This window comes from Desulfovibrio ferrophilus, assembly GCF_003966735.1.
Lineage (GTDB): Bacteria > Desulfobacterota > Desulfovibrionia > Desulfovibrionales > Desulfovibrionaceae > Desulfovibrio_Q > Desulfovibrio_Q ferrophilus.
On the sequence record NZ_AP017378.1, the window covers coordinates 484,758 to 506,669 of the forward strand.

The following is a 21,912-nucleotide window of genomic DNA, read 5'->3' on the forward strand; positions in this document are numbered from 1 at the left end:
TTTAAGTATTTGATATTGTGGGTTTTTTCAGGAGGAAAAAGGCTGATGCACTTTTTGGTTCGACTTTGGAACGCTGTGCTCAGGCGTTCGATATCGAGCGTTGTTCGCTTATGAACGCTTTTGTGGAGGGCCGGAGTGTTGTCGCTGAGGCGTGAGATCAGAGCCCTGCTCGCGACCATGAATCGGGCTTACGTGTGATTTTCGTGTCACCATTGCGGAATTAGTACGAATATGGCAGGAATAGGTCAATTAATTGAGAGAGGGTTATTACACGGGGGTACTGTTGATGACCATTCGCCGTATGGTATGCACGCTTATGGTGTGCATTTCGCTCTTTATGTTTTCTGATAGTGCGGACGCCAAGAAAGTTGTTCTCCAGTTGTGCTGGGATCATCAGTTTCAGTTTGCAGGGTATTATGCGGCGAAGTGGCAAGGCTATTTTGATGAAGCTGGGTTGGAAGTTGAAATTCAGTCCGCCTATGGCAAGGATGGAAGTTTCAGCAGGGCCATTGATGCTGTTGCTGCAGGTCGGGCGCAATTCGGTGTAGGTGCTTCGGATATTCTTGTTGCACGTGACAAGGGAATTCCGGTGGTCGTCCTTGCTTCAATATTCCAGCACAGCGCAGCAGAGATCTATGTGCGTAAGGACAGTGGTATCGGTGGAGCATCCGATTTAACAGGAAAGAAGCTGGTGCGTCGTCCTGGCGACTTATTCGAAGTGGAACTCCAGGCCATGCTGCGAGCCGAAGGCGTGGACCCGAACTCCTTGGAATATGCGCCCATCAAAAGAGGCGTGAGGCATTACCAACAATTAGCGAGTGGCGAGGTGGATGCGATCCTTGGCTACCGCCTGACCACCCCCTTTATGTTGCGAAAGCTTGGAGTCGACTTCAGTGTGTTGCGCCCCATGTCCTATGGTGTCGATTTTTATGGTGATTCTCTTTACACCACCAAGGATGTTATCGACGCTGATCCCGCCATGGTGCAGGCCTTTATCCGAGCAAGCCTCAAGGGTTGGGAATATGCCCTCGATCATGCCGAAGAGGTTGCGGAGCGCATTTCGAAGGAATTGCCTCGGGTGCATGCGCCTCTGGAGACCACGGAGTTCAACCTGGGCCAGGTGGAGGGGGTAAAGCACCTTTGTCCCTACCCACACGTGGAATTGCTGGGCCATGTGAATCCTGAGCGCTGGAGACAGATGCATGAACATCTGCGTGAGTATGGCCAGGTCAAGGGCAGCGTTGATGTTGGTGAGTTGGTGTACGATCCGGCGGCCTGGGATGAGCGGATCAGTCAGCGATTGACCCGGCTGCTTACCGGTGGCTTTGTGGCGGTCGGAATAGCGGCTTTATTCGTATTTGCCTGGGCTGTCAGTCTTAGAAAAATTGTAGCGAATAGAACTCGTCAATTGGTTGATTCCAATAGCCGGCTCAAGGATCAGGTTCTTGAGCGTCAACGCGCCGAAGGGTCGTTACGCGAAAGTGAAGAGCGTTTCCGGCAAATGGTCGAAAATATCCATGTGTTCTTTTGGGTGCGAGAAGCGGATAGTGGCAAGATTCTTTATACCAGTCCTGGCTATGAGCGCATATGGGGGCAATCGTCCGAGGCGCTTTTAGCGGATTCATCAACCTTTTATGATTCTCTGCATCCTGATGACTGCAGCACCATTCGCGACACCCTGCAGGAAGGCCTGGCGAATCGGGCTGCAGACTGCGAATGCCGTGTTCTACGGCCTGATGGCGAAATGCGGTGGGTTCGCTGGCGTGTGTTCCCCGTGCTCAATGCCAAGGGCGAAGTCTATCGTCTGGCTGGTGTGGCTGTGGATATCACCAAGCGTCGCCACGCCGAAGATCTGCTGCGCGAAAGCGAACGCCGGTACCGGACAATAACCGAGAACCTTCCGGGCGGAATGCTGCTTTTGGATGGCGACATGAAGGTTGTTGCGGCCAACTCTACATTCAAGCAATGGTTTCCGGAGACTGAACATGATTTCGGCGGCCATTGCTATTCCCTGATGGGCCAGCAGGAACGATGCCCCTTGTGCCCATGCTCTACGCTGTTTGTTGACGGTGAGGTGCATACTCAGTTCAAGGAATTATCTGTTCATGGGGCGATGCGAATGTTCCGGGTCATTGCCTGCCCCATTCGTGATAACGAAGGGAAGGTTGTTCAAGGGGGGGTCATGTACTCCGATGTAACCGAAGAAGTTAAACTCACTGAGCAATTGCAGCGTGCGACCAAGACGGAGCTCTTGGCGACCATGAGCAGTGGCATTGCCCACGAAGTCAACCAGCCTTTGAATGCCCTCAAGTTGTGGACAACCGGTTTAATGATGCTGGTGGAGAATGAAGGGCGGGTGGAGATGCCGAAACTGCTGGAGCAGTTGGGCAAAATCCAGGGCGCAGCAGACAGGATTGCCTCGGTCATTGACCATATGCGAATGCTTATTCGCAAGGGGGACAATGTGGAGGTGGAGGTCGTTGACCTCAATATGGCTGTGAAGCGAGCCTTGACCTTGATGTCCGCCAAATTGGCGTATCATGGCATCAAACTGTCGTTGGAGTTGGAGCCGGGGCCCGCTCTGGTTCGGGCCAATGGGATTCAGCTTGAACAGGTCGTGATCAATCTGATGGTCAATGCCGTTGACATTCACGACACCTATGATCGGCGCGATAAGCAGATTGTTATATCGACCATAAACAATTCCAGCCATATGATCTTGTCTGTCGAAGATAACGGCCCCGGATTTGCAGATGAACCGGATAAAATATTCGAACCGTTCTACACGACCAAGAGCCATGGCGGAAGCATGGGCTTGGGGTTGGCCCTTGTCCAAACCTTCGTGAATTCCTGGAACGGTAAGATAACGGCCGGTGCCTCCGAGCAGTTCAAGGGAGCGAAGATAGAGATATCACTGCTCAAGGGAACCGTGTCGTAGCCTGCAGAAGGGGAATTGACGAATGAAGATTTTGATCGTGGACGATGAACCCATCAGCCTGGCCAGCTTGGGAGACATGATTTCCATGCTCAGGTTTGAGCCAGTGATGTGCAAGGATGCCGAGGAGGCACTCAAACGCTGCTCAGAAACATACTACCCTGTAATCATTACTGATGTGTGCATGCCTGGGATCGATGGCCTCGAATTTCTGGAACGTATCAAGAAGAGCAAGGGAACATCCTCCAGTGATGTGATCATCATCACCGGCCACGGTGAAATGGAAACTGCGGTCAAGGCGCTCAGGCTGGGAGCCTATGACTTTTTGAAGAAGCCTCTGGATGCTCGCGAGCTTGCGGCCGTGGTTGAACGCAGCGCCGAGCATCAGGCCTTGTTGTTTGAGAACAGAGATCTTTCACAGTGTTGTGATCGGCGCATTCTGGAGGCCACTCTGGATCTGCAGCGCGATTTGGAAGACGCAAGGGAGCAGCTGCGGAAGATTACCGGGGTGGGCAATATCGTTGTTTCTTCACCCTGCATGCGCCAGATTCTCAATGATGCCAGGCTCTATCATAAAAACACCGATGTCCCCGTGCTTATCGAGGGGGAGACCGGTACAGGCAAGGAGATTGTAGCCCGGTTGATTCATCATGGCGAAGATGACTTCAAGGCTCCGTTCGTGGATATCAACTGTTCAGCGATTTCGGAAAATTTGTTTGAGAGCGAGCTGTTCGGCTATGAGGCCGGTGCCTTTACCGGCAGCGATCGGAAAGGATCAAAAGGAAAGCTGGAGGCCGCTGGCAAGGGTTCTGTTTTTCTGGATGAAATTGGTGAACTGCCCCTGCATATCCAGCCCAAACTACTGCGTGTCCTTGAAGATCGTACTTTCTACAGAGTGGGCGGCATCAAGAAAATGCCGCTGGAGGCGCGCATCATATGTGCCACCAATTGCAATCTCGAAGAGATGGTGGAGGAGGGCACCTTCCGCCGGGACCTCTATCATCGTTTGAAGATTGGCTATTTCACAATATTGCCGCTCAGGCAGCGCAAGGAAGATATTGGGCCTCTGACGCAGTTGTTTTTGGCAGACGAGTCCAAAGCCAAAAAGAAGCGATTCAAGACGGTGTCCAAGGCCGCGTTGGACATGCTCAGGGCATATCCATGGAAAGGGAATGTGCGCGAGCTGAAAAATGTCATTGAGCGGGCTGTTCTGGTGTATGACGATGACGAGCTTAGAACGGAGCATTTGGAGTTTCTGGCCGTTAAGCCCGGCGCTAACATGGGCTGGCGCCCCTCGTGCAACCTGTTTGATCTTTCTGATTTGACCCTGCCTGATGAACCTTTCGATCTGGATGAATTCCTGAATGACCTCAAGCGACAGATTGTGATTAAGGCCGTCGGTCGTTTTGATAATAACAAAACGCAGGCCGCCGGATTTCTCAACTGGGATCGCAACAAGATCTATCGCCTGATGGACGGATAATCTCCCTACCACCGAGTGGCATTTTTGATGCTGCACAAGCACCGCACGATACCTCGAGAGAGAGGTGTCCTGCGGTGTTTTTTATGGTCGAGTTTTGGACCTTGCGTTCGAATGCAAGCGTTCGTTTTCGAACGATGGGCGTGCCGGAGAACATGAAGGGTTTATTGTTTTGAATTATTTCCCTGTGATTACGGATGGTTGATGAAATATCTTTTGCTGGTTGGAGTTGGCATACGTTTTGAAGTCTTTAGGGAGTCGAATGACATGCGACAGAGGATCACCGGCTTTGCCCGTACTGCCGTTTTGGGCCGCACGGGGAGAGGGAAAAAGCCAGATGGATGAAATAGTAGTTGTGCAGCCTGCGAGGCCGAACGGGAATGGTTGGGAGGAGTTGAAATGGAATTAGGTTTGTTGAAAATGAGGTTGGCCTTCGCGGGTGTTCTTGGAATTGCCGTGGTTCTGGTCTGGTTCTGCCCGGTTTCAACGGCGCAGAGCGTTCCTGCTGCGACAAAGTTGACCGATGATCATTGCATCGTGTGTCACCCCAAGGAGCCTGCATTGGTTGCCGTCAATGGTGGCAAGCATGGCACTGAGATCGGGTGTCTGGATTGCCATAGAGAGCACCCGCCCCAAGGGACGCGAGCTGTGCCTGAGTGCACCATGTGTCATACGGGCAAGGAGCATTATACACTGGATAATTGCAGCCAGTGCCATTCTTCGGGGCATGCTCCGCTGAATTTGAGTCTTGAGGGCGACATTACCGAGCCATGCCTGACCTGTCATAGCGAACAGGGTGTCGAGGTCAAGCACCACCCGAGCGCACATGCCGACATGGCCTGCAACGAATGTCACACCAGCCACCGCGAGGTTCCCGCATGTCTGGACTGTCACTCTTCTCATACCGATAGCATGGACCAGGAGTCCTGCACGACCTGCCACCCGGCTCACAAGCCTTTGGTGGTCAAGTATGAAAGAGGAACGCCTTCGGAATATTGCAAGTCGTGTCATGAAGAGGCTTTCAACGTGCTCGCCATCAATACGACAAAGCATCATGACCTGGCTTGTGACAATTGCCACCGTTCAGAGCATAAGGCCGTTCCTCCTTGCTTCGCCTGTCATGGCCGGCCGCATCCGGAAGCCATGCTTGAGAAATTCGAGGATTGTAGCGACTGCCACGGCACGGCGCACGACCTGAGGCGATAGCGCGGGCCGGGAGCAACCGGCGCGATGATTTTAGTAACGGCGACAGCATGAGGTGAACGATATGAGATTGGTTAAAGGTTTGATGCTGCTTGGTCTGCTTGCGGTCTGCCTGGTGTGCGTGGCGGCCTGCGAGAAAAGGACCCCGGCCGGGGGCGGTGCTGCGGAGCCGATATCCGTGGAACCTGCGCAGCCGGAAAAGCGTGAAATTGCATTATACGACAGCGGGGTTTCGCCGCTGACAACCGAGCAGTGCGGACAATGCCATTTCCCTGTCTACGATGCCATCCGGGAGGATGGCGGAAAGCACAAGATTCCGTGTGTGCAGTGTCATGAGCAGTATCATGCATACAGCCCTCGGAAGCAGAACTTTGATGAGATCATGCCCAAGTGCGGCACCTGTCACGTGGGGCCGGACGGAGCTGAATTCCACGGTTCGGATGAATCGCTCAAGGATTGCTTGAAGTGTCATGCCGATGTGCACCGTCCTCTGCTTATGGATATGGAGAATCTGTCACCGGATTGTGGCACCTGTCACAAGCCTGTGGCTGGTGAATTGGTGATGAATCCCAGCGCTCACTCCAGTGATGTGGGTTGTGAGGATTGCCATGCCGACAACCATGGCAAGATCCCGGAATGCGCCGACTGTCATGAGTCGCATAGTCCGGAAGTGGAAATGACATCCGCCGAATGCATGACCTGCCATCCCGTGCACAAGCCCACGGTTGTGACCTATGGCGAGGACGTTTCGTCTGCGATTTGTGCAGGGTGTCATGACGATGTGCAGCATAATCTGACCAAGAATATCACCAAGCATACAGATGTGCCTTGTGCATCATGTCACCTCGAACACGAGGGCATCGAGCCATGCAGCAAATGCCATGGTGAACCGCACTCCAAGACCCTGATGCAGGATACATCGAAGTGTGGAGATTGCCACGGCACGGCACACGAGCTGGCTGCGGGATGAAGCAAGAGAACCAACGAGTCCGTACTGCCGGAGCTGTGCACTGCATGCATGGCTCTGAGCAGGGCGGTAGGAGAGAAATATGAGACACGGACAATGGATGCGTAACGGGGTGCGATTCTGGGCACTAGGTCTGGTTGCGGTGCTGATGGCCTGCCCTGCATGGGCAGCAGTGACCGGTCCGTGTGTGGAATGCCATACCATGCACAGCTCTCAGGATGGATCGACGATGGGCAGCAGTGCCGTGGGTATGGCTCATTTGACACTTAACGGCTGTATCGGTTGCCATACCAATGGCGGTTTGGGTGGTGTCGCCCCTGTGGTTGACGGCACCTATAATACCGACTCCTGCGCTGGTGGTACCTTTAAGGAAGGTGCCGGTGGTGTGCAAAGCGATGCGGGCGTCCATAATGTGGACATCGTGATGTCTTCCCTCGGTGAGGACGACACGCTGACCGGGACCAACATTCCCGGTTTGTCCGGTGGAATGAACTCTGGAAAGGGCGATCAGGATGCTCAAGCCTTGACTTGTGCAGGCAAGAACGGTTGTCACGGCGATGCCACCATCGATGGCAACGATGCCGGTATTCAGGGCTTCCACCACGGAGCCAAGGATGGATACCGCTACCTGCAGATCGCAAGCAACCAGGCAGCAGTCCTCGGTAAGGGTGCCGCTGACTGGGAGGCCGGAATATCCGGTTCTGCAGATGGTACGGGTGGTGAACACAACATCTACAGCTCCGATGTGAGCGCAGGTATCAACAAGCTCTGCGCCAACTGTCACCCGGATTTCCACTCGCTGGCCAATACCAATGATGGCAGCAACTGGCTTCGCCACCCCACGGATAACGATATTCCGACTGCGAGTGGTTGGTCTGCTACGGTGAACTACCGTGAGAATCCGTTCGCTTTCGAAGACATTACCTCCATGGCTCCTGGTACGGCCTATACCGTGACCGGAGCACAGGTGGCTTGCATCTCTTGCCACCGAGCCCATGGTACGCCTTATGACGACCTGCTGCGTTGGGATTACAATGCCCAATTGGCAGGAAGTACAGTTAGTTACGGTTGCCTCGGCTGCCATAACAAGCAACGTGGTTCTTAAGGGAACCTACGGGATCTCTATGGTGCAACACCTCCCACTCCTCCACCATAGGACGAAGGGGGGGGCTAACGTCCCTCCCCTCAATTTTTCGATATATGCGTCAGGGATGGAATTATGAATTTTCTCCGCCTGCGCTCCATAAGACTGATGGCCCTCCTTGTTTTGCTGGGGATGGTGCGTTTGGGCGCAGCCGAGGACGTTCTGCCGGAGGATGTGCCTCGTTCCGAGGAGCCTGCGGCAATGAGTCACTTTTCGACTCAGGATGAGAATAGAGCTGAGAAGGCTGTCGTCATGGGGACCGTGTTTGAGGATTACGAAGGCCTCAGGATGTCGTTTCCATCACGGGTCTTCGTGGATCGGAGTAACGGCGAAGTCTATGTCGTGGACGGCGGCAATTCCAGAATCCTCGTCTATACCCATGATTTGTATCCACTGCTCTCCATGGGCGTTTCGGATGGCCTGGAAAGCCCCGTGGGTGTTTCCGTGGGCAGCGATGGCTACGTCTATGTGGCTCAGGTTCCAGGCAAGGGCGGCACACAATCCAGAATCTCCGTATTCAATCCTGCGCTGTCATGGGAGCGCGACATCGTGTTCCAGGGATTCAATGGTGCGGAATCTTTTCGTCCCCGCAACGTACTCGTGACCCCGCAGGGCGAGCTGTACGTCAGTGGTGACAGTTTTGCCGGTCTGGTTGTCCTGAATGCCGATGGTGTATTCGTCCGTCTGCTGAGTGTTGAGGACTCTGTAGGTGGCGAGGCCCCGCGGCAAGCCATGATCAGCGATATGGAATTGGATGCCTCCGGGCGGTTGTATCTTCTCAGCGAAGAGATGGGGCGAGTCTACGTGTTCGATGGAGATGGTGTTCTTCAGCGATCATTCGGGAAGAAGGGTGGTGGCTCGGGCAAGCTCAGTAGGCCCCGGGGTATTGCCTTGGATGAGCGTGAGCGGCGGGTCTTGGTAGTGGACTACATGCGGCACACGGTAAACGTCTATTCCTGGGAAGGCGAACATCTGTTTGATTTCGGAGGCAAGGGGTGGCGTGACGGATGGTTTCAATTCCCCAATGACATCGGGGTGGATTCCGTCGGTGACGTTCTTGTAGCCGATACATTCAATAACCGCGTTCAGGTGATGCGTTTGGAATAGCCTCGGCCGGGAGCTAGGGCAAGAGTTGGGGGAGAAAGATCATGCAGTTGGTCATGCGCGTGGTTCTTGTTCTGGTTGCGCTGATGGCGACCGCCTGCACTTCGCTTGAGAAGATGCCACAAGCCTTTCCGGGTGGGGGAGGGCAGGTTTATTTATATTTTGAAACACTTGGAACCGGTGGGGCAGAGATTCGTTTTGCTCTGTCCGATGTGTTTCTGGTGGACGAAGACGGCAGGCGTCATCCACTGGGCGCGGAAGCGGAGCTGTCGTCGGCTGATCCCGATGGTGGTTTGCGGCTGGCTGTGTCGGGAATGGAGCCGGGCAGATATGTGGGCATGGCGTGGTGCGTGAGTTGGGCCACTGTGGAACGCAATGGCGTCATCGTGCCTCTGGAGCTGCAGGAAACCGGTGGGGAAACCCTGGTGGAGATTGATTTCACCTTGAAACCTGGTCGCAGCCGGACATTGTTTGCCCAATGGTTCGCCGAGCCTTCATTGTGTGAGGATGATGGTTTCCTGCCCAAGCTGACTATACGTGAGCAGCGCGTTGAGTTGGCTTCTTCTCTGATTTTTGTATCCAACGTCGCTGACGCGTCCCTGACCGTGATTGATCGATCTCTGAGCCGGGTTGTTGGCTCCATTGCCGTGGGGTCCGCTCCCATGGGCCTTGTTTCCTCCCCAGATGGCACCTGCTTGTACGTCGCCAGCCATGGTGGACGATGCATTTCGGTGGTGGATGTGGCTGCCGGACATGTGGTGGACACCTTCGGCAACCTTGGCCGCGCCCCTACGGAATTGGCGATATCCCAGGATGGGGAATTGCTGTTTGCCGTCAATCCGGCCTCGGACAGTGTGACGGTCATTGAAACGGCGACAGGCCAACCCGTGCGCGTGGTTGATGTGGGACGTAACCCCGGCGGCATCGTTTTCGATGCGGACAGAAACAGGGTGTATGTGGCCAATACCGGCTCAGGCACCCTGTCCGTCATTGATGGCAATACACTTCAGGTTGTTCGCACCGTGACCGTAGGTCAGGCCCCACGAGGGGTGGCTGTGGCCGATGGCACCCTGTTCGTCACCGATGGCGGGACTTCCACTCTCTGGTTGGTCGATTTGCCGTCCTATGCCGCGTCGGTGGCGGTTTCTGCAGGAAGTCGCGGGGGGCGTCTGCTGCAAGGGCTGCACGGCATGGTCTACATGACGGCCCCTGTGAAAGATGAACTGGCATTTGTGCGAACCGCCACTCGTTCTGACGTGAAGAGGGTGCCAATGAACTCGGCTCCCGGGCATATGGCCTTGGATACGGTGCATCGCAAACTCTACGTGGTTTGTAACGAAGCAGACAAACTGGTCGTTGTGGATGCCTCGATGCGAAAGATCGATACCGTTATGCATGTGGGCAGGAGACCCTACGGCGTCACGGTCATCGACGAATGAACGACGTGTTGGATTTCATCGTCCTTCAATGCCGGACGGCAGTGAAATGTGCCATATGCGGCCTGATTCTCCTGCTTGGGGCAATGGCTTGTCCCAAGGGAGGGATGGCGGAGGACAGGGTGAGTGGAGCGCTCCAGCTTTCGTATCGTATCGCGGAGATTCGATCCGGGGATGAGGAGCGCATCGATAGCAGTTTTTTGCGGCTTTACAAGGTGCGGTTGAGCAAGGATGTCACCTCTACCGTGAATTTTACAGGGAGCTTTGACTTGAGCGAGCAAGAGACCAACGAAGTCAAAACAACTTCGCAGATTCCCGAACTGCGGCTCACTGTGTGCAGTGATGTCGTGAACGGGAACGTGGGCTATCGCTTGGTCGAAAAGGGGTTGCATGGTTTGACCACGGCTTCCGACGAAGAGCGGCGAACCACTGAATCCTGGAATGTTGATCTTGCCACGGCAGCCTTGGAGCGGACCCGAATCCGCATGTCCTACCGGCGAGATAGGGACTATGACTACCTCCCCGTGCGGAGCACTGACACTCTGAAGGATGACTGGTTTTGGACAATCGACCATGAAGTGATGGATTCCCTGAGTGTTGGCTATAGCTTGCGACTCAGGGAATCTCAGGACCTAGCGGCAGATGTGCGTCAGGACTACCAGAGCAACGAGGGCTGGTTGCGCTTTAATGACAGGTATCTGGATGACGAGTTGGCTATTTCCGGAAGCTACACGCATACGGTGTCCGAAACTGATATCTCGGTGGGCAGTACGCCCTACGACGTGGAAACTCAGGTGGCTCCCCTGGCAGGCTTGGGCCGGGAGACGACACCGGGGGCAGGGATTGCTCTGGATCCTTTGGGTGCACTGATCGATGGCGATCTGAAATCCAGTGTGGGGTTCAACATCGGCGGAGCCGGGAATACGGATCGCAATCTGGGGCTTGATCTGAATCGTGCTACCCGGGTGGATGAACTCAGGGTCTATACCACCGACGCCACGTTCACTCCTGCGGATTATACCTGGGCACTGTACTCCAGTGATGATGGTGTCTTCTGGTCTCAGATCAGTGCGTCTGCAAGCTTCGTTTACGATGACGAGAAGGACTACTTCGCCATCACCGTACCCGGGGTGGAAAAGCGCTATCTCAAGGTGGTGAACACGACCAATGACGCCACGGTTTCGCCAATCTATGTCACCGAGATCGAAGCCTATTCCCTGGAACCGCATGCTGCTGATTCCTCGGATAGTGATATGGCCGTGACCAAGAACATTCAGTTGAACATGAATTACCGGCCCAAGGAATGGCTGCAACTGTCGTATGACATGAGCCAGATCAGGCGCATGGAAGAAGCGGGGGCGGATGAGGTTCGTCATGACACGCATAACGCAGGGGTGCGGGTGAGCCATAACCTCGGGGCGTATGTGACGGCTACCGGTCAATATCAGCGGCGTCTTGAGACTCAGACCGGCGAGCTGGACAGGACGTCGGATTCCTACTTGGCGAACCTGTTGGCTCAACCCATGGAGACTCTGGATGTGGACTTGTCCCTGAGCCGAGTGGATTCGCGCGAGGGGTCACAGGAAGTGTCCAGCAACAGCGTTGCCCAGATGCATGTGGGGGCATTGCTCAGAAAGGGAGCGCAACTGGACGTTGAAAGCGGGCTGTCCGTTAATGAGAATTTTCAATCCGATGCCGTGACTACCGCCAGGAATCTGGACACCAGTCTGCGACTGGAATTGACGCGCAGCCTGACTGCCGATCTGATTCACGACATGAGCTGGACGGAGACCGAGCAGGCTTCGAATGTCACCAGGGGGCGGACATCATTCAGCAAGCTTGCCCTGTATTATCGCCCTTCGCGAGTACTCTATCTGCGCGGTTCGTACAGCCTCGATCAGGATCACATCACGGGCGTGGAAACGACCAGGCAGGAGTGCACTCTCGGATGGCTGCTGACGAGAAAGCTCCAGCTGGATACCGGATGGTCCTTGGAGCGTAATGGCAGCGAGAAAAAAATATTCAATGTGGACTTGGCATGGACCCTGAGCCGGATGCTCAACTTGCGATTCGGCTACGACTGGACTTGGCATCAGGCAGATATTCTGACCGAGGTGCATCAGTATTCCATGGACCTGTCCGCGAAGTTTTAGAGGTGGGTGAGATGAAAAATATGATTGGTTTGATTCTGTTTTTGAGAAGAGGGACAGGGGCTCTGCCCTTGATGCTGGTCATGGCATCACTGCTGTTGGCAGGGTGCGCCAAGCCCATGAATTATGTCCATCCCAATGCGGACCTGAGTTATGTGCGTTCTGTGGCCATCGTGCCATTCAAGAACCTGACTCAGGAAAAATGCGCAGAGGAAAAGGTGATGCACGTGGTGGCCACCGAGATGCTGCGCCGTGGTGTGGATGTGGTGGAATTCGGCGAAGTGGCCAAGGTGCTGCGTGGCGAGGGGCATGGCAAGGATGAGGGCTCCATCAATCGCAAGGTGGCTGAAGGCGCTGCCCGCCGTTTGGGGGTGCAGGCGTTTTTGGTGGGTGCGGTGCAGGAGTATGGGCAATCGACCAAGGGTGGTGACGCCTACCTTGAGGTCTGTGTGTCCCTGCGGCTCATTGATGCCAAGACATGCACAATTTTGTGGGAGGCCACACATAGTCTCAAGGGGACGACAGTTCTGGACAGGCTGTTTGGTATCGGCAAGCAGAGTCGCACCGATTTGAGCCGGGATGTGGTGGTGGAAATGTTTGCATCATTATTTGAGCATGAGCGTGAGATGCCGGCGGCATTGGCCCGGCATGAGACCAAGGAACTGCGCAACGGCCTTGCGGGCATGTAGCCGGAGACCAGGGAGATGGCGTGTGCTTCGAAGCCTGTGGTTGGTGTTGTGGTTGCTGCTACCCTTGTGCGCCATGGCTGCGGAACCGATCCCGCAGGGGCGAGTGCGGCGGGTGGCGGTGATGCCCTTAGGCATGTTTTCCAATCAGGGGCACCTGATTGATGCCGCCGACTATGTGGGGGCCGGTTTGGCCGGACGCGGATTTGATGTGGTGCCGCAGGATCGACTGGAGCAGTTTCGCGTTGACCATCGTCTGCGGCGGGCAGAATTTATGGATCGGTCTGTTTTGCGGGTGCTTGGGGTGGAGCTTGGGGTGGATGCCTTGGTTGTAGGGCAGGCCTATATGACAGGTGAAGATATTCCCCGTGCCACTGTTTCCGCGCAGTTGGTGGAATGTGGCGATTCTTCGGTGGTTTGGGCGGAGAGCGTTTCGGCCAGCGGTGATGATTACACCACGGTGCTTGGTTTGGGGCGGATCAACGACATGGAGACTCTATTGCAGCGTGTTGTGGGTGATTTGTTGAGTTCCATGCCTGAGGAAATGCTCGTGCATCCTTCAACCGTGCCTGATTTTGAGATCGCACGGGCCGGATTCAAACCCGAGATATTGCGTGGCGGACAGCGCGCAACGCTGGTGGTGGAAATCAAGCCTGGGGGCGAACCGTTGCGCCGGATTCGGGCTTACTTGCTGGATAGAGAGATTGAACTGCATGCGCAGGGCAATGGTCATTTCAGTGGCGAGTTGATCGCGCCCATGGTTGAGCGAAGCTATCCGCTGCGCATCTATGTCACTGACGCCTGGAACAAACTGGTGACCGTGGAAACCGATGCCGTGCTCACCGTGGACAACAGTCCCCCTCCGTTGAGCTTTCATTCCAGCGACAGAGTACTTTCTCCCAATGCTGACGGCGTGCAGGACCAGATCCGGTTCACTCCCGAGGTCGGAGACTCCTTGCATATTCGCGGTTGGTCCGTGTGTGTCACCGATGCATCGGGGCATGCCGTGCGCTCCGAGGAGGGCCGCGGTGAGTTGCCGGAGTTTTTTGTGTGGGGCGGGCAGGACGATGCGGGGCACATCATGCCCGATGGCGAGTACGTCTGCTCGCTCACCGTGACCGATCGCGCTGGAAACAGCACCGTGGCGTCGGTGCAGCGCTTGGAAGTGGACACTGCTCCTCCCCGGGTTGCCGTTTCTCTGGTGGAGGTTGATGAGCGTCGAATGGTCACCATGACGCCTGCGCCTTTGGACAAGGTAAGCCGTTGGAGTCTGACCTTACATAGGGATGATCGCTCTGTAATTATTGAATATTACGGAAGAGGAACGCCTCCGCCCACGGTTCAGGTTCCCGACAGAGCCGCGGCATATTCTCTGGAGACCTGGGATCAGGTCGGGAATCGACAGTGGGTGGATGTCTCCCCCTTGCTGCCGCCTGAGCCGGAGTTTCAGGAGATGGATCTCGAACCGCAGGAGCGGAAGGTGTGGGTCGATGATTTTTGATGTCTTGGTACCTAAAGTCGGAGTGGTCTGCGCTCTGCTCATGTTTTTGGGGGGCTGCGCAGTTCACCCTGAGACCTACCTGCGTGAGGGGCTTGAAAATCGCGGTATCGTGGTGGTGGCGGTGTTTCCCTTTGATAACGGCACTGCCTTTGCTGATGCCAGCCCGGTGGTGACGGCGGCCTTTGTCTCCGGACTGATGGCCTGTGGCGGTTACGAGGTGGAACATTATGGCAACGTCAAAACATTTCTTCTGGATCGACGCATTCTGGCTCGCAAAGGCACGGATATGGAAACTCTGGTTCGCATGCGCCGCAGTCTGGGAGTGGACGCCGTACTTTTTGGGCGGGTGGAAGACTATGGCGATGCCGGTGGCGTTGGCTGGGATGCGGTGCCAACGGTGGCGGTGAGTGTGCGTCTGGTGGACGCCCGTACCGGAGAAATTCTGTTCATGGCGCAACATCAACGACATGGCGATGACTATGCCGTGGCGCTGGATATCGGCAGGGTGCGCACAAGCGGAGAGTTGGCCCGACGCATGGCGACTGAGGTTGTGGCGCAGCTTCCCCATGGTGTGGCTCAATGACTTGGAGGCAACGATGCAAGGTGTGACGATACGGGCGGCTGCGACAGTGTTGGTCCTGGCCTGGGTGATGTGCGTTCCGAGTCTGGCCCGGTCTGCCATTGTGGCCGTGGAGGTGAATGGGCAAGCCATTGCCGTGGTTGATATTGAGCAACGGGTGCGTGACATCCATCGCGCGAAACCCAGGACCCGTTCCTCGGGCAGCGAGATGGCACTGAGCGTGGATGATATTGTGGATTCCCTGGTCAATGAGCGGTTGCTGGTGCAAGAAGCCTTGGACATGCACCTGGATGAGGGACCGGCGTTTCGCCTCAAGATGAAGGCCTTTGTGCGCGATCAATCCATACTGCAATTGTACAGGGAAGAAGTGGAAGGGCGAGTCCAGGTGGAAGAGGCTGACATCGCTGAACGCTATACTGCCTCTCTGGGAACTGAGACCGCGCCTCAGGACAAAATCCCTGATCGTATGCGGGACCGTATTGGCAAGATTCTGCGCAAGGAACGCCAAAAGGTTTTGGCCGATGAGTTTGTGACGCGGCTTCGGGCTCAATCCGAGGTTGTGGTGAATCATGAACTGTTGCAGGCGGTAAAGCTGCCTTTGTCCCGCATTGTCCCTGAAGGTTCTGTGGTCGTCGTGAATGGAGAGCCGGTGCCAATGGCCGAATTCATGGGCGATTTGGGGCGCGAATACGCCAAGGCCGAGTATATGCTGCAACGCTCCGAGGATGAGGCATCGCGGCTTGAGTGGCTGGAAGGTGCCAAGGAACGTGTACTCGATGCGTTGGTGACCAATGTGCTGGTTGGGCATGAAGCCTTGAAGCGTGACTATGCAGGGCAGGTTGAATTTGAACAGGCCGTTGCCGTTCGCCGTCATGCGCTGTTGCTGGATGCTTTTCGGACGCAGGTATTGCTGCCGTTGGCAGAGGCCACGGATGAGGACCTCAAACAGTTCTATGATGACCATGCCGAACTCTACACCCGGGGCTGCCAGGTGCGATTGGGTGAATTGCGGTTCAAGGAGATGGATTTGGCTCTGGCTGCTCAGGAGGAACTGCGTGGAGGGGCTGTTTTTGCGTACCTCGCAAGGCGACTTGGCGGACGTTCCACCCCCGGTGAAGGGTGGGTTTCCGAGAACAGACTGCCCTCGGTTTTTCGTGAGGCCTTGGTCACACTCCCCGAAGGAGGAGTCAGTGATGTGCTGACACTGGGGAGGGATCTGGTGGTACTCAAGCTGCGCGGGCGGCGAGGGTGCACGGTCATGCCTTACGAAGAGGTACTGCCTGATTTGCGACGTCGGGTCCTGGAACGCAAATACGCCATGGTCCGTGAACGCTATGTTCAGGCGTTGCGGAATCAGGCGCGCATAGTGATGCATAGCGAGGTGCTTGAGAGTCTGGAAGATGCGTTTTGGAAGAGCCCACCGGACACTACCGATCAATTGGAAAGGGGTGAGCAATGAGACACACGTTACCGGTTGTTGTCGTCATGCTGCTCCTGTTTGTCTGGAGTGGAACCGTTTCCTGCCGGAGAGAAGCCAGGCCAGCCACAGGTGGTATGGGCGCGGGTTGTGTGGATTGCCACGAGCCTGAGGTTGCCGCTTATGAGCGTATCGGGAAAGTGCATACTCCGGTCGCACAGGGCGATTGTGCTGCCTGTCATAAACCCCACGGTATAGTAGGGGGAGTGTACCTGCGCGCCGGAGGCGAAGCCCTGTGTGTGGGGTGCCATACTGACATGCGCGATGCGGCGAACAGGAAGGTTCCTCATGCCCCGGTGGCAGAGGGCGGCTGTCTGTCATGCCACGATCCCCATGTCTCTGCTCGTCCGGCTCTCGTGCGTGAACAGAGCCAGTGTTTTTCCTGCCATGACCGTGAACAGTTTGAGCGCGCTGTGCGTCACCAACCGCTGGACGAGGACGGCTGTTCGACCTGCCATGACGTGCATGGTTCGGATCATGGCAAACTGTTGAAGTCCGCAGGCCAGGATACTTGTGGCTCCTGCCACGCGGTTCAGGATAGGGCGTTTGCCGAGGCCCATGGCGGATTGATTCCTGCTGGTGATTCATGCACCTCGTGCCACACCCCGCATTCCTCAGCCGATAAAGGTCTGCTCAGGAAACAGATACATACCCCCTTTGGAAATGGCGATTGCATTTCGTGTCATGAACAGCCTGATGGATTGGGCACACCCGTCCTCAAACCGGGAGCGGAGCAATGCCAGGGCTGTCATGGCGATGCGGTCATGAGGAAAGGCGACACACCCCACGGGGCACAGGCTCAGGGTGGTTGTCTGTCCTGTCATAATCCCCATGCGTCGGACAACAAGGCCCAGGCTCGCTTGGCTGGTGGTGAACTTTGTTATTCGTGCCACCCACAGGCAGAGGGACGAATGGGGAAAGCCTATCGGCATACACCTGCTGACAAGGGCGATTGTACCGGATGCCATGAACCGCACTCCTCGAATCTGGAGAAAGGACTGAGGGCCGAAGGATCGGCTCTGTGTTTGCGTTGTCATGAGAGTGCCCCCTTTACCAAGGCGAGGGTGCATGCACCGGTCAAGGACGGAGCCTGTCTCGACTGCCATGATGCTCATTCCTCGGATAACAAGGGGGTGCTCAAGGCCCCGGAGGTCGAGCAGTGCTATTCATGCCATCCCAAGCAGCAGATGCGCTTTGACAAAGTCAATGTGCACACGCCTGTCAGGCTTGGACAATGTGTTTCCTGTCACAGTCCGCATAGTGCGCAACGCCGCGACCTGCTGAGCGATACTCGGGAAAAGTTGTGCTTCAACTGCCATGGTGACATGAAGGTCGGTTCTGCCGGCAAGGGGCATGACCCATTCAACAAAGGCGATTGTGAAACCTGTCATGACAGTCATGCCAGCGATCAGGATTTCCATCTGGTGAGTCCCGTGTCGGACATCTGCTCCCGCTGTCATGACCGACTGGCGACTCAGGATCAGACCACCGTGCACGAGCCTTTTGCCGGTGGACAATGCACCGCCTGTCATACTCCGCACGACAGTGGAGTGCGGCAACGCCTCAATAGGCCTCCGGGACCGTTGTGCCTGTCGTGCCATGAAGGAGTGAAGGACAGTCTGGAGTCCAGCAAGCATCGCCACAAGCCTGCTCAGGATGGTGATTGTCTGTCCTGTCATAAGGGGCATGCCTCAAAGACTCCTGGTCTTTTGACTGCTCCGGGCGGCAAGGTTTGCGAGACGTGTCATGCCAAGGGCAAGACGGGAAATCATCGCGGAGTGGACAACTCTGGTTCTGACTGCTCCGGCTGTCATGCACCGCATGCCGCGCAGACCAAGGCCTTGTTGCAGCCAGTGCTGCACGGGCCGTTCAAGGAGGGGGCGTGTTCCGACTGCCACAAATGATGCCTTTGCTGAGTGAGGAGGACAGGGCATGTCCATGAAACCGTGTTGGAGCATACCGTTGTGGGTGGTCGTCTTTGCTGCCCTCGTGTTGTGGGTCTTTGTGCCTTGGGCTTCGGGGGCTCGTCCGGGGGCCGGTCCGCCAGAGGGGTGTGTTTCGTGTCACCCTGGACTGAAGGCGGAGATGGCACAGGCCGATGCGCATGAACCCTTTCGGAAGCAGAAGTGTGATGGCTGTCATACCGTACATGCTTCCAAGTATGGGCACCTGCTCAAGGCGGAACCACGTGAACTTTGTCTGCGCTGTCATGACGGCGGCGGACGGGGGGGCGATGACATCGTGCACTCACCCTATGGCTCCGGGGATTGCATGAAATGTCACGACCCCCACTCGTCCGGTCGGAAAAAGATGCTTGTCGCGAAGCAGGATGAGCTGTGTTTCGGCTGTCACGACAAGGACCGTATTGCCAATGGGAAAATCCATGCCCCCGTGCGCAAGGGGAGTTGCTTGAGCTGCCATAAGGCGCATACGTCCCAAAATGAGGGCTTGCTCAGCAAGCAACGGGTGGCGTTGTGCAAAGGGTGCCATCCTGATGCCGGGACGAAAGCCGGAGCACACCGTGGCTATTCGGTTGCGGATGCCGATTGCATGTCCTGCCACAGCCCACACAGTTCACAACGCAAGGCTCTTGTTATGGATGCCAGCCATGAGCCTTTCAAGCGCGGCCAATGCTCCGCCTGCCACACAAAGGCTGCTGGCGGCGGTGCACTCAAGGAACAGGGGGCTCAGCTCTGCCTGCGCTGTCACGAGGATGAGGCCGAGAGCTTCCGCAAGACCGTAAGCCATACGGGCCAAGGTGTGTATTGCTTGAATTGCCATGGACCGCATGCTTCGGAACGCGACAAGCTTCGTCGTTCCAGCGAGACTAGGATGTGTCTGGGGTGCCATACCGATACTGCGGAATTGGTGCGAGATCCTCGTGCGTCATACAAGCACCCGCTGGTCAAGGAAGGGCGGTGCACCGGCTGCCATACCCCTCATGGTTCGGACCAGCCCCATCTCTTCGAGAAGGGAGAGATTGGAGGATGTACCAACTGCCATGAGCGGCACGCCCAGTTTACGCATCCCATTGGCGAAGACACGGTGGACCCACGCTCCAAGCGGGATATCTCGTGCATCACCTGCCACAACCTGATGGGCAGTCCCTATCCCTATGCACTGCGGTTCGACAGGAAGAAAGCCCTGTGTCTGCAATGCCATAAGGGATACTAGGTCTGCAGTGTAGTGAGGATAATAGAGATGGCAACGCGCATGATCATGCTGTTTTTGGTGTTGGCACTGGCCGTGCCTTGTTCCGTGCAGGCACGCAGTTCCGCGCCCGGACATCTGGTCTCTGTGGTTCGTTCAGCAGAAACAGGTCCTTTCGGGTTGCTGGGCGGGGTGTTTTTTGATGAAGCCCGCAAGCGGTTGTATGTGGCGGACACTTCAGGTGGTCGTATCCTGGCCTATGACTCGACTTTCGGCTTTGTGTCACAGTTTGATGGGGGGGGAGTGCTCAGCGCTCCTTCTGCTCTGGTGCGCGATGAGTCGGGCAGGTTCTATGTCATTCAGGCAGGAGAAGATGCCGTACTAACCGTGGATATGCAGCGCAAGACCATGGAACCGTTGAGTTTTGATGGCGTCCAGGGCATCAATGCGGTGCACCCCGTCAATCTTGCCCTTGATGGGGATGACAACCTCTATGTGGCCGATGCCGCCAACCAGCAGATATTGATGTTCGGACCAGACAGGCGCTACCACGGGGCCATTTCCGTGCCCCATGGGGATGGATTGCGGGACGTGAAGGTGACCGGCGGTCGAGTCTACACGGTGAATGCTCTCCGGGGTGGAGTATGTGTTTATGATCTCTCCGGTCGGTTGGTGACACAGTTTGGCGAACGGGGGCGGGAACGTGGGGAAATGGCCTTTCCCGTGAGCCTTGCGGTTGCTTCCGGTGGACAGGTTCACGTGCTGGACAGGCATCGTTGCAAGATCCTGGTATTTACGGCCAAGGGAAAGTTCCTGCATGAGTTCTCCAGAGAAGGATGGCGGGAGGGGCGCTTGCATTATCCATCCTATCTCTACAGGAATGAAGCTGGGCAGTTGTTTGTCGTGGATAGACAGAACGAACGAGTGAGTGTGTTCGAGCAGGGGCGCTGATGCGCAGGCGACGGGGTGTTGTTGCATGGGTATTGGCCTGGCTGGCAGTGCTGATGCTGCTGGCTTTGGCTTCGACTCTCGGGGCTCGGGTGTCCGGCCCGTGTTCCGATTGTCACACCATGCACAACAGTCAGGACGCAGCTCCCATGGCCTATGGATTTACCGGGAGCAGCTATGAAGCAAAGTCCGATCCCAACGCCAATCTGCTGATTACGGACTGCCTGGGCTGTCATTCGGCTCTGGACGGCAGTACGTGGAAAGATTCGACCACGGGGGCACCCATTGTATTCAACACTTCCGAGCCGAATTACGGGGCTTCTTCGGACGGCGGAACCACACGTCAGGGCTTGGCCGCAGGGAATTTCTATTGGGCGGGACAGGACGATGCCAACGGTCACAATATCATGGCTGCCGATGGCTCGTTGAGCACTGCTCCGGGCAATTCGGTGGGCTGTGGCGGTGACTCCTGCCACAACAATCTTGATCGCCCGTATGGGGGCGCGGGGTTCCTCAATGGTCGGTCTGCGTGTACGGGCTGCCATATGGTGTCCGGAAGCGTATCTCCTTCCGTAACTGGCTGGCATCACAAAGATGATGCCGGGCCGATTGTGAATACTGCCGAACAGGGCTGGTACCGTTTTCTTGCGGGGCATGAGACCGGTGACGGGCACGGGGTGGCAGGGCTTGAGGATGACGACTGGGAGCATACGACGTCCTCTTCGGATCACAACGAGTATCTTGGCAGTACAGGGGACAAGACCGATAGCCAGGCCATGGCCCGCGAAGGAAACACCATGAGCGGTTTCTGTGCCGGATGCCATGGCAATTTCCATGAACAGAATACGTCTCCCGCAGGGAGTTCGCCTTGGATACGCCATCCTTCGGACGCGGTTATTCCGGCGGGAGGCGAATATACAGCTTTTATCGCTTACGATCCTCTGGTGCCCGTGGCTCGTGCAAGCCTTGGCGGTACAGCCAGTCCGGCCGTGACGCCCGGTTCAGATATGGTGATGTGCCTTTCCTGCCATCGGGCCCACGCCAGCCCTTATTACAAGATGATGCGTTGGGATTATCGCAGCGGCGACCTGAGTACTTCGTTGTCGGGCTGTGGCGTGTGCCACACCAAGAAGAATTAAGAGGAGAGACGG

16 protein-coding genes are annotated in these 21,912 nt (G+C 56.1%); all 16 read left to right on the forward strand.

Features of this window, described 5'->3' with window-relative positions:
* Nucleotides 1-337 precede the first annotated feature (337 nt).
* The 16 genes from EL361_RS02255 to EL361_RS02330 all read left to right on the forward strand — a co-directional run bounded on the left by EL361_RS02255 (nt 338) and on the right by EL361_RS02330 (nt 21,900).
* On the forward strand, nt 338-2,938 hold the full coding sequence (locus EL361_RS02255) for an ABC transporter substrate-binding protein (protein WP_172961591.1): 2,601 nt from the start codon (nt 338-340) through the stop codon (nt 2,936-2,938).
* A gap of 22 nt (nt 2,939-2,960) precedes the next feature.
* The gene (locus tag EL361_RS02260) at nt 2,961-4,418 is read left to right on the forward strand and encodes a sigma-54-dependent transcriptional regulator (protein ID WP_126376149.1); all 1,458 of its coding nucleotides are present in this window, start codon (nt 2,961-2,963) and stop codon (nt 4,416-4,418) included.
* Nucleotides 4,419-4,814: 396 nt separating this feature from the next.
* Nucleotides 4,815-5,621, forward strand: coding sequence for a cytochrome C (locus EL361_RS02265; RefSeq protein ID WP_126376152.1), 807 nt, complete (start codon nt 4,815-4,817; stop codon nt 5,619-5,621).
* A gap of 61 nt (nt 5,622-5,682) precedes the next feature.
* Nucleotides 5,683-6,588, forward strand: a complete 906-nt coding sequence (locus EL361_RS02270; protein WP_126376155.1) for an SIR2 family protein — start codon at nt 5,683-5,685, stop codon at nt 6,586-6,588.
* Between the two features lie 79 nt (nt 6,589-6,667).
* The gene (locus EL361_RS02275) at nt 6,668-7,690 is read left to right on the forward strand and encodes a cytochrome c3 family protein (RefSeq protein WP_126376158.1); all 1,023 of its coding nucleotides are present in this window, start codon (nt 6,668-6,670) and stop codon (nt 7,688-7,690) included.
* Nucleotides 7,691-7,804: 114 nt separating this feature from the next.
* On the forward strand, nt 7,805-8,836 hold the full coding sequence (locus EL361_RS02280) for an NHL repeat-containing protein (RefSeq protein ID WP_126376161.1): 1,032 nt from the start codon (nt 7,805-7,807) through the stop codon (nt 8,834-8,836).
* Between the two features lie 41 nt (nt 8,837-8,877).
* On the forward strand, nt 8,878-10,272 hold the full coding sequence (locus EL361_RS02285) for a YncE family protein (RefSeq protein WP_126376164.1): 1,395 nt from the start codon (nt 8,878-8,880) through the stop codon (nt 10,270-10,272).
* Between the two features lie 119 nt (nt 10,273-10,391).
* Nucleotides 10,392-12,422, forward strand: a complete 2,031-nt coding sequence (locus EL361_RS02290) for a hypothetical protein (protein ID WP_126376166.1) — start codon at nt 10,392-10,394, stop codon at nt 12,420-12,422.
* Between the two features lie 11 nt (nt 12,423-12,433).
* A complete protein-coding gene (locus EL361_RS02295; protein WP_172961592.1) occupies nt 12,434-13,108 on the forward strand; it encodes a GNA1162 family protein in 675 nt (224 codons plus the stop codon).
* 22 nt (nt 13,109-13,130) lie between these two features.
* Nucleotides 13,131-14,606, forward strand: a complete 1,476-nt coding sequence (locus EL361_RS02300; RefSeq protein WP_126376171.1) for a hypothetical protein — start codon at nt 13,131-13,133, stop codon at nt 14,604-14,606.
* Nucleotides 14,596-15,189 carry a GNA1162 family protein gene (locus tag EL361_RS02305; protein WP_172961593.1) on the forward strand — a complete coding sequence of 198 codons (594 nt, stop codon included), beginning with the start codon at nt 14,596-14,598 and terminating at the stop codon, nt 15,187-15,189. The genes EL361_RS02300 and EL361_RS02305 overlap by 11 nt, the downstream gene beginning before the upstream one ends.
* 13 nt (nt 15,190-15,202) lie before the next feature.
* Complete coding sequence (locus EL361_RS02310; RefSeq protein WP_172961594.1) at nt 15,203-16,645, forward strand: peptidylprolyl isomerase; 1,443 nt, start codon at nt 15,203-15,205, stop codon at nt 16,643-16,645.
* Nucleotides 16,642-18,567, forward strand: coding sequence for a cytochrome c3 family protein (locus tag EL361_RS02315; protein ID WP_126376180.1), 1,926 nt, complete (start codon nt 16,642-16,644; stop codon nt 18,565-18,567). Before EL361_RS02310 ends, EL361_RS02315 begins: the two co-directional genes overlap by 4 nt.
* 28 nt (nt 18,568-18,595) lie before the next feature.
* Nucleotides 18,596-19,837 (forward strand): cytochrome c3 family protein, encoded by a 1,242-nt coding sequence (locus tag EL361_RS02320; RefSeq protein WP_126376184.1) that lies wholly within the window; start codon nt 18,596-18,598, stop codon nt 19,835-19,837.
* Between the two features lie 27 nt (nt 19,838-19,864).
* Nucleotides 19,865-20,764, forward strand: a complete 900-nt coding sequence (locus EL361_RS02325) for an NHL repeat-containing protein (protein WP_126376187.1) — start codon at nt 19,865-19,867, stop codon at nt 20,762-20,764.
* A complete protein-coding gene (locus tag EL361_RS02330) occupies nt 20,764-21,900 on the forward strand; it encodes a cytochrome c3 family protein (protein WP_126376189.1) in 1,137 nt (378 codons plus the stop codon). The genes EL361_RS02325 and EL361_RS02330 overlap by 1 nt, the downstream gene beginning before the upstream one ends.
* Nucleotides 21,901-21,912 lie beyond the last annotated feature (12 nt).

What these genes read in the sequence shown, in the direction of transcription:
- EL361_RS02320 (WP_126376184.1), top strand. Translation starts at nt 18,596, where the DNA reads ATGTCCATGAAACCGTGTTGGAGCATACCGTTGTGGGTGGTCGTCTTT.
- EL361_RS02285 (WP_126376164.1), top strand. Translation starts at nt 8,878, where the DNA reads ATGCAGTTGGTCATGCGCGTGGTTCTTGTTCTGGTTGCGCTGATGGCG.
- EL361_RS02260 (WP_126376149.1), top strand. Translation starts at nt 2,961, where the DNA reads ATGAAGATTTTGATCGTGGACGATGAACCCATCAGCCTGGCCAGCTTG.
- EL361_RS02325 (WP_126376187.1), top strand. Translation starts at nt 19,865, where the DNA reads ATGGCAACGCGCATGATCATGCTGTTTTTGGTGTTGGCACTGGCCGTG.
- EL361_RS02265 (WP_126376152.1), top strand. Translation starts at nt 4,815, where the DNA reads ATGGAATTAGGTTTGTTGAAAATGAGGTTGGCCTTCGCGGGTGTTCTT.
- EL361_RS02310 (WP_172961594.1), top strand. Translation starts at nt 15,203, where the DNA reads ATGCAAGGTGTGACGATACGGGCGGCTGCGACAGTGTTGGTCCTGGCC.
- EL361_RS02270 (WP_126376155.1), top strand. Translation starts at nt 5,683, where the DNA reads ATGAGATTGGTTAAAGGTTTGATGCTGCTTGGTCTGCTTGCGGTCTGC.
- EL361_RS02330 (WP_126376189.1), top strand. Translation starts at nt 20,764, where the DNA reads ATGCGCAGGCGACGGGGTGTTGTTGCATGGGTATTGGCCTGGCTGGCA.
- EL361_RS02315 (WP_126376180.1), top strand. Translation starts at nt 16,642, where the DNA reads ATGAGACACACGTTACCGGTTGTTGTCGTCATGCTGCTCCTGTTTGTC.
- EL361_RS02275 (WP_126376158.1), top strand. Translation starts at nt 6,668, where the DNA reads ATGAGACACGGACAATGGATGCGTAACGGGGTGCGATTCTGGGCACTA.
- EL361_RS02305 (WP_172961593.1), top strand. Translation starts at nt 14,596, where the DNA reads ATGATTTTTGATGTCTTGGTACCTAAAGTCGGAGTGGTCTGCGCTCTG.
- EL361_RS02280 (WP_126376161.1), top strand. Translation starts at nt 7,805, where the DNA reads ATGAATTTTCTCCGCCTGCGCTCCATAAGACTGATGGCCCTCCTTGTT.
- EL361_RS02295 (WP_172961592.1), top strand. Translation starts at nt 12,434, where the DNA reads ATGAAAAATATGATTGGTTTGATTCTGTTTTTGAGAAGAGGGACAGGG.
- EL361_RS02255 (WP_172961591.1), top strand. Translation starts at nt 338, where the DNA reads ATGTTTTCTGATAGTGCGGACGCCAAGAAAGTTGTTCTCCAGTTGTGC.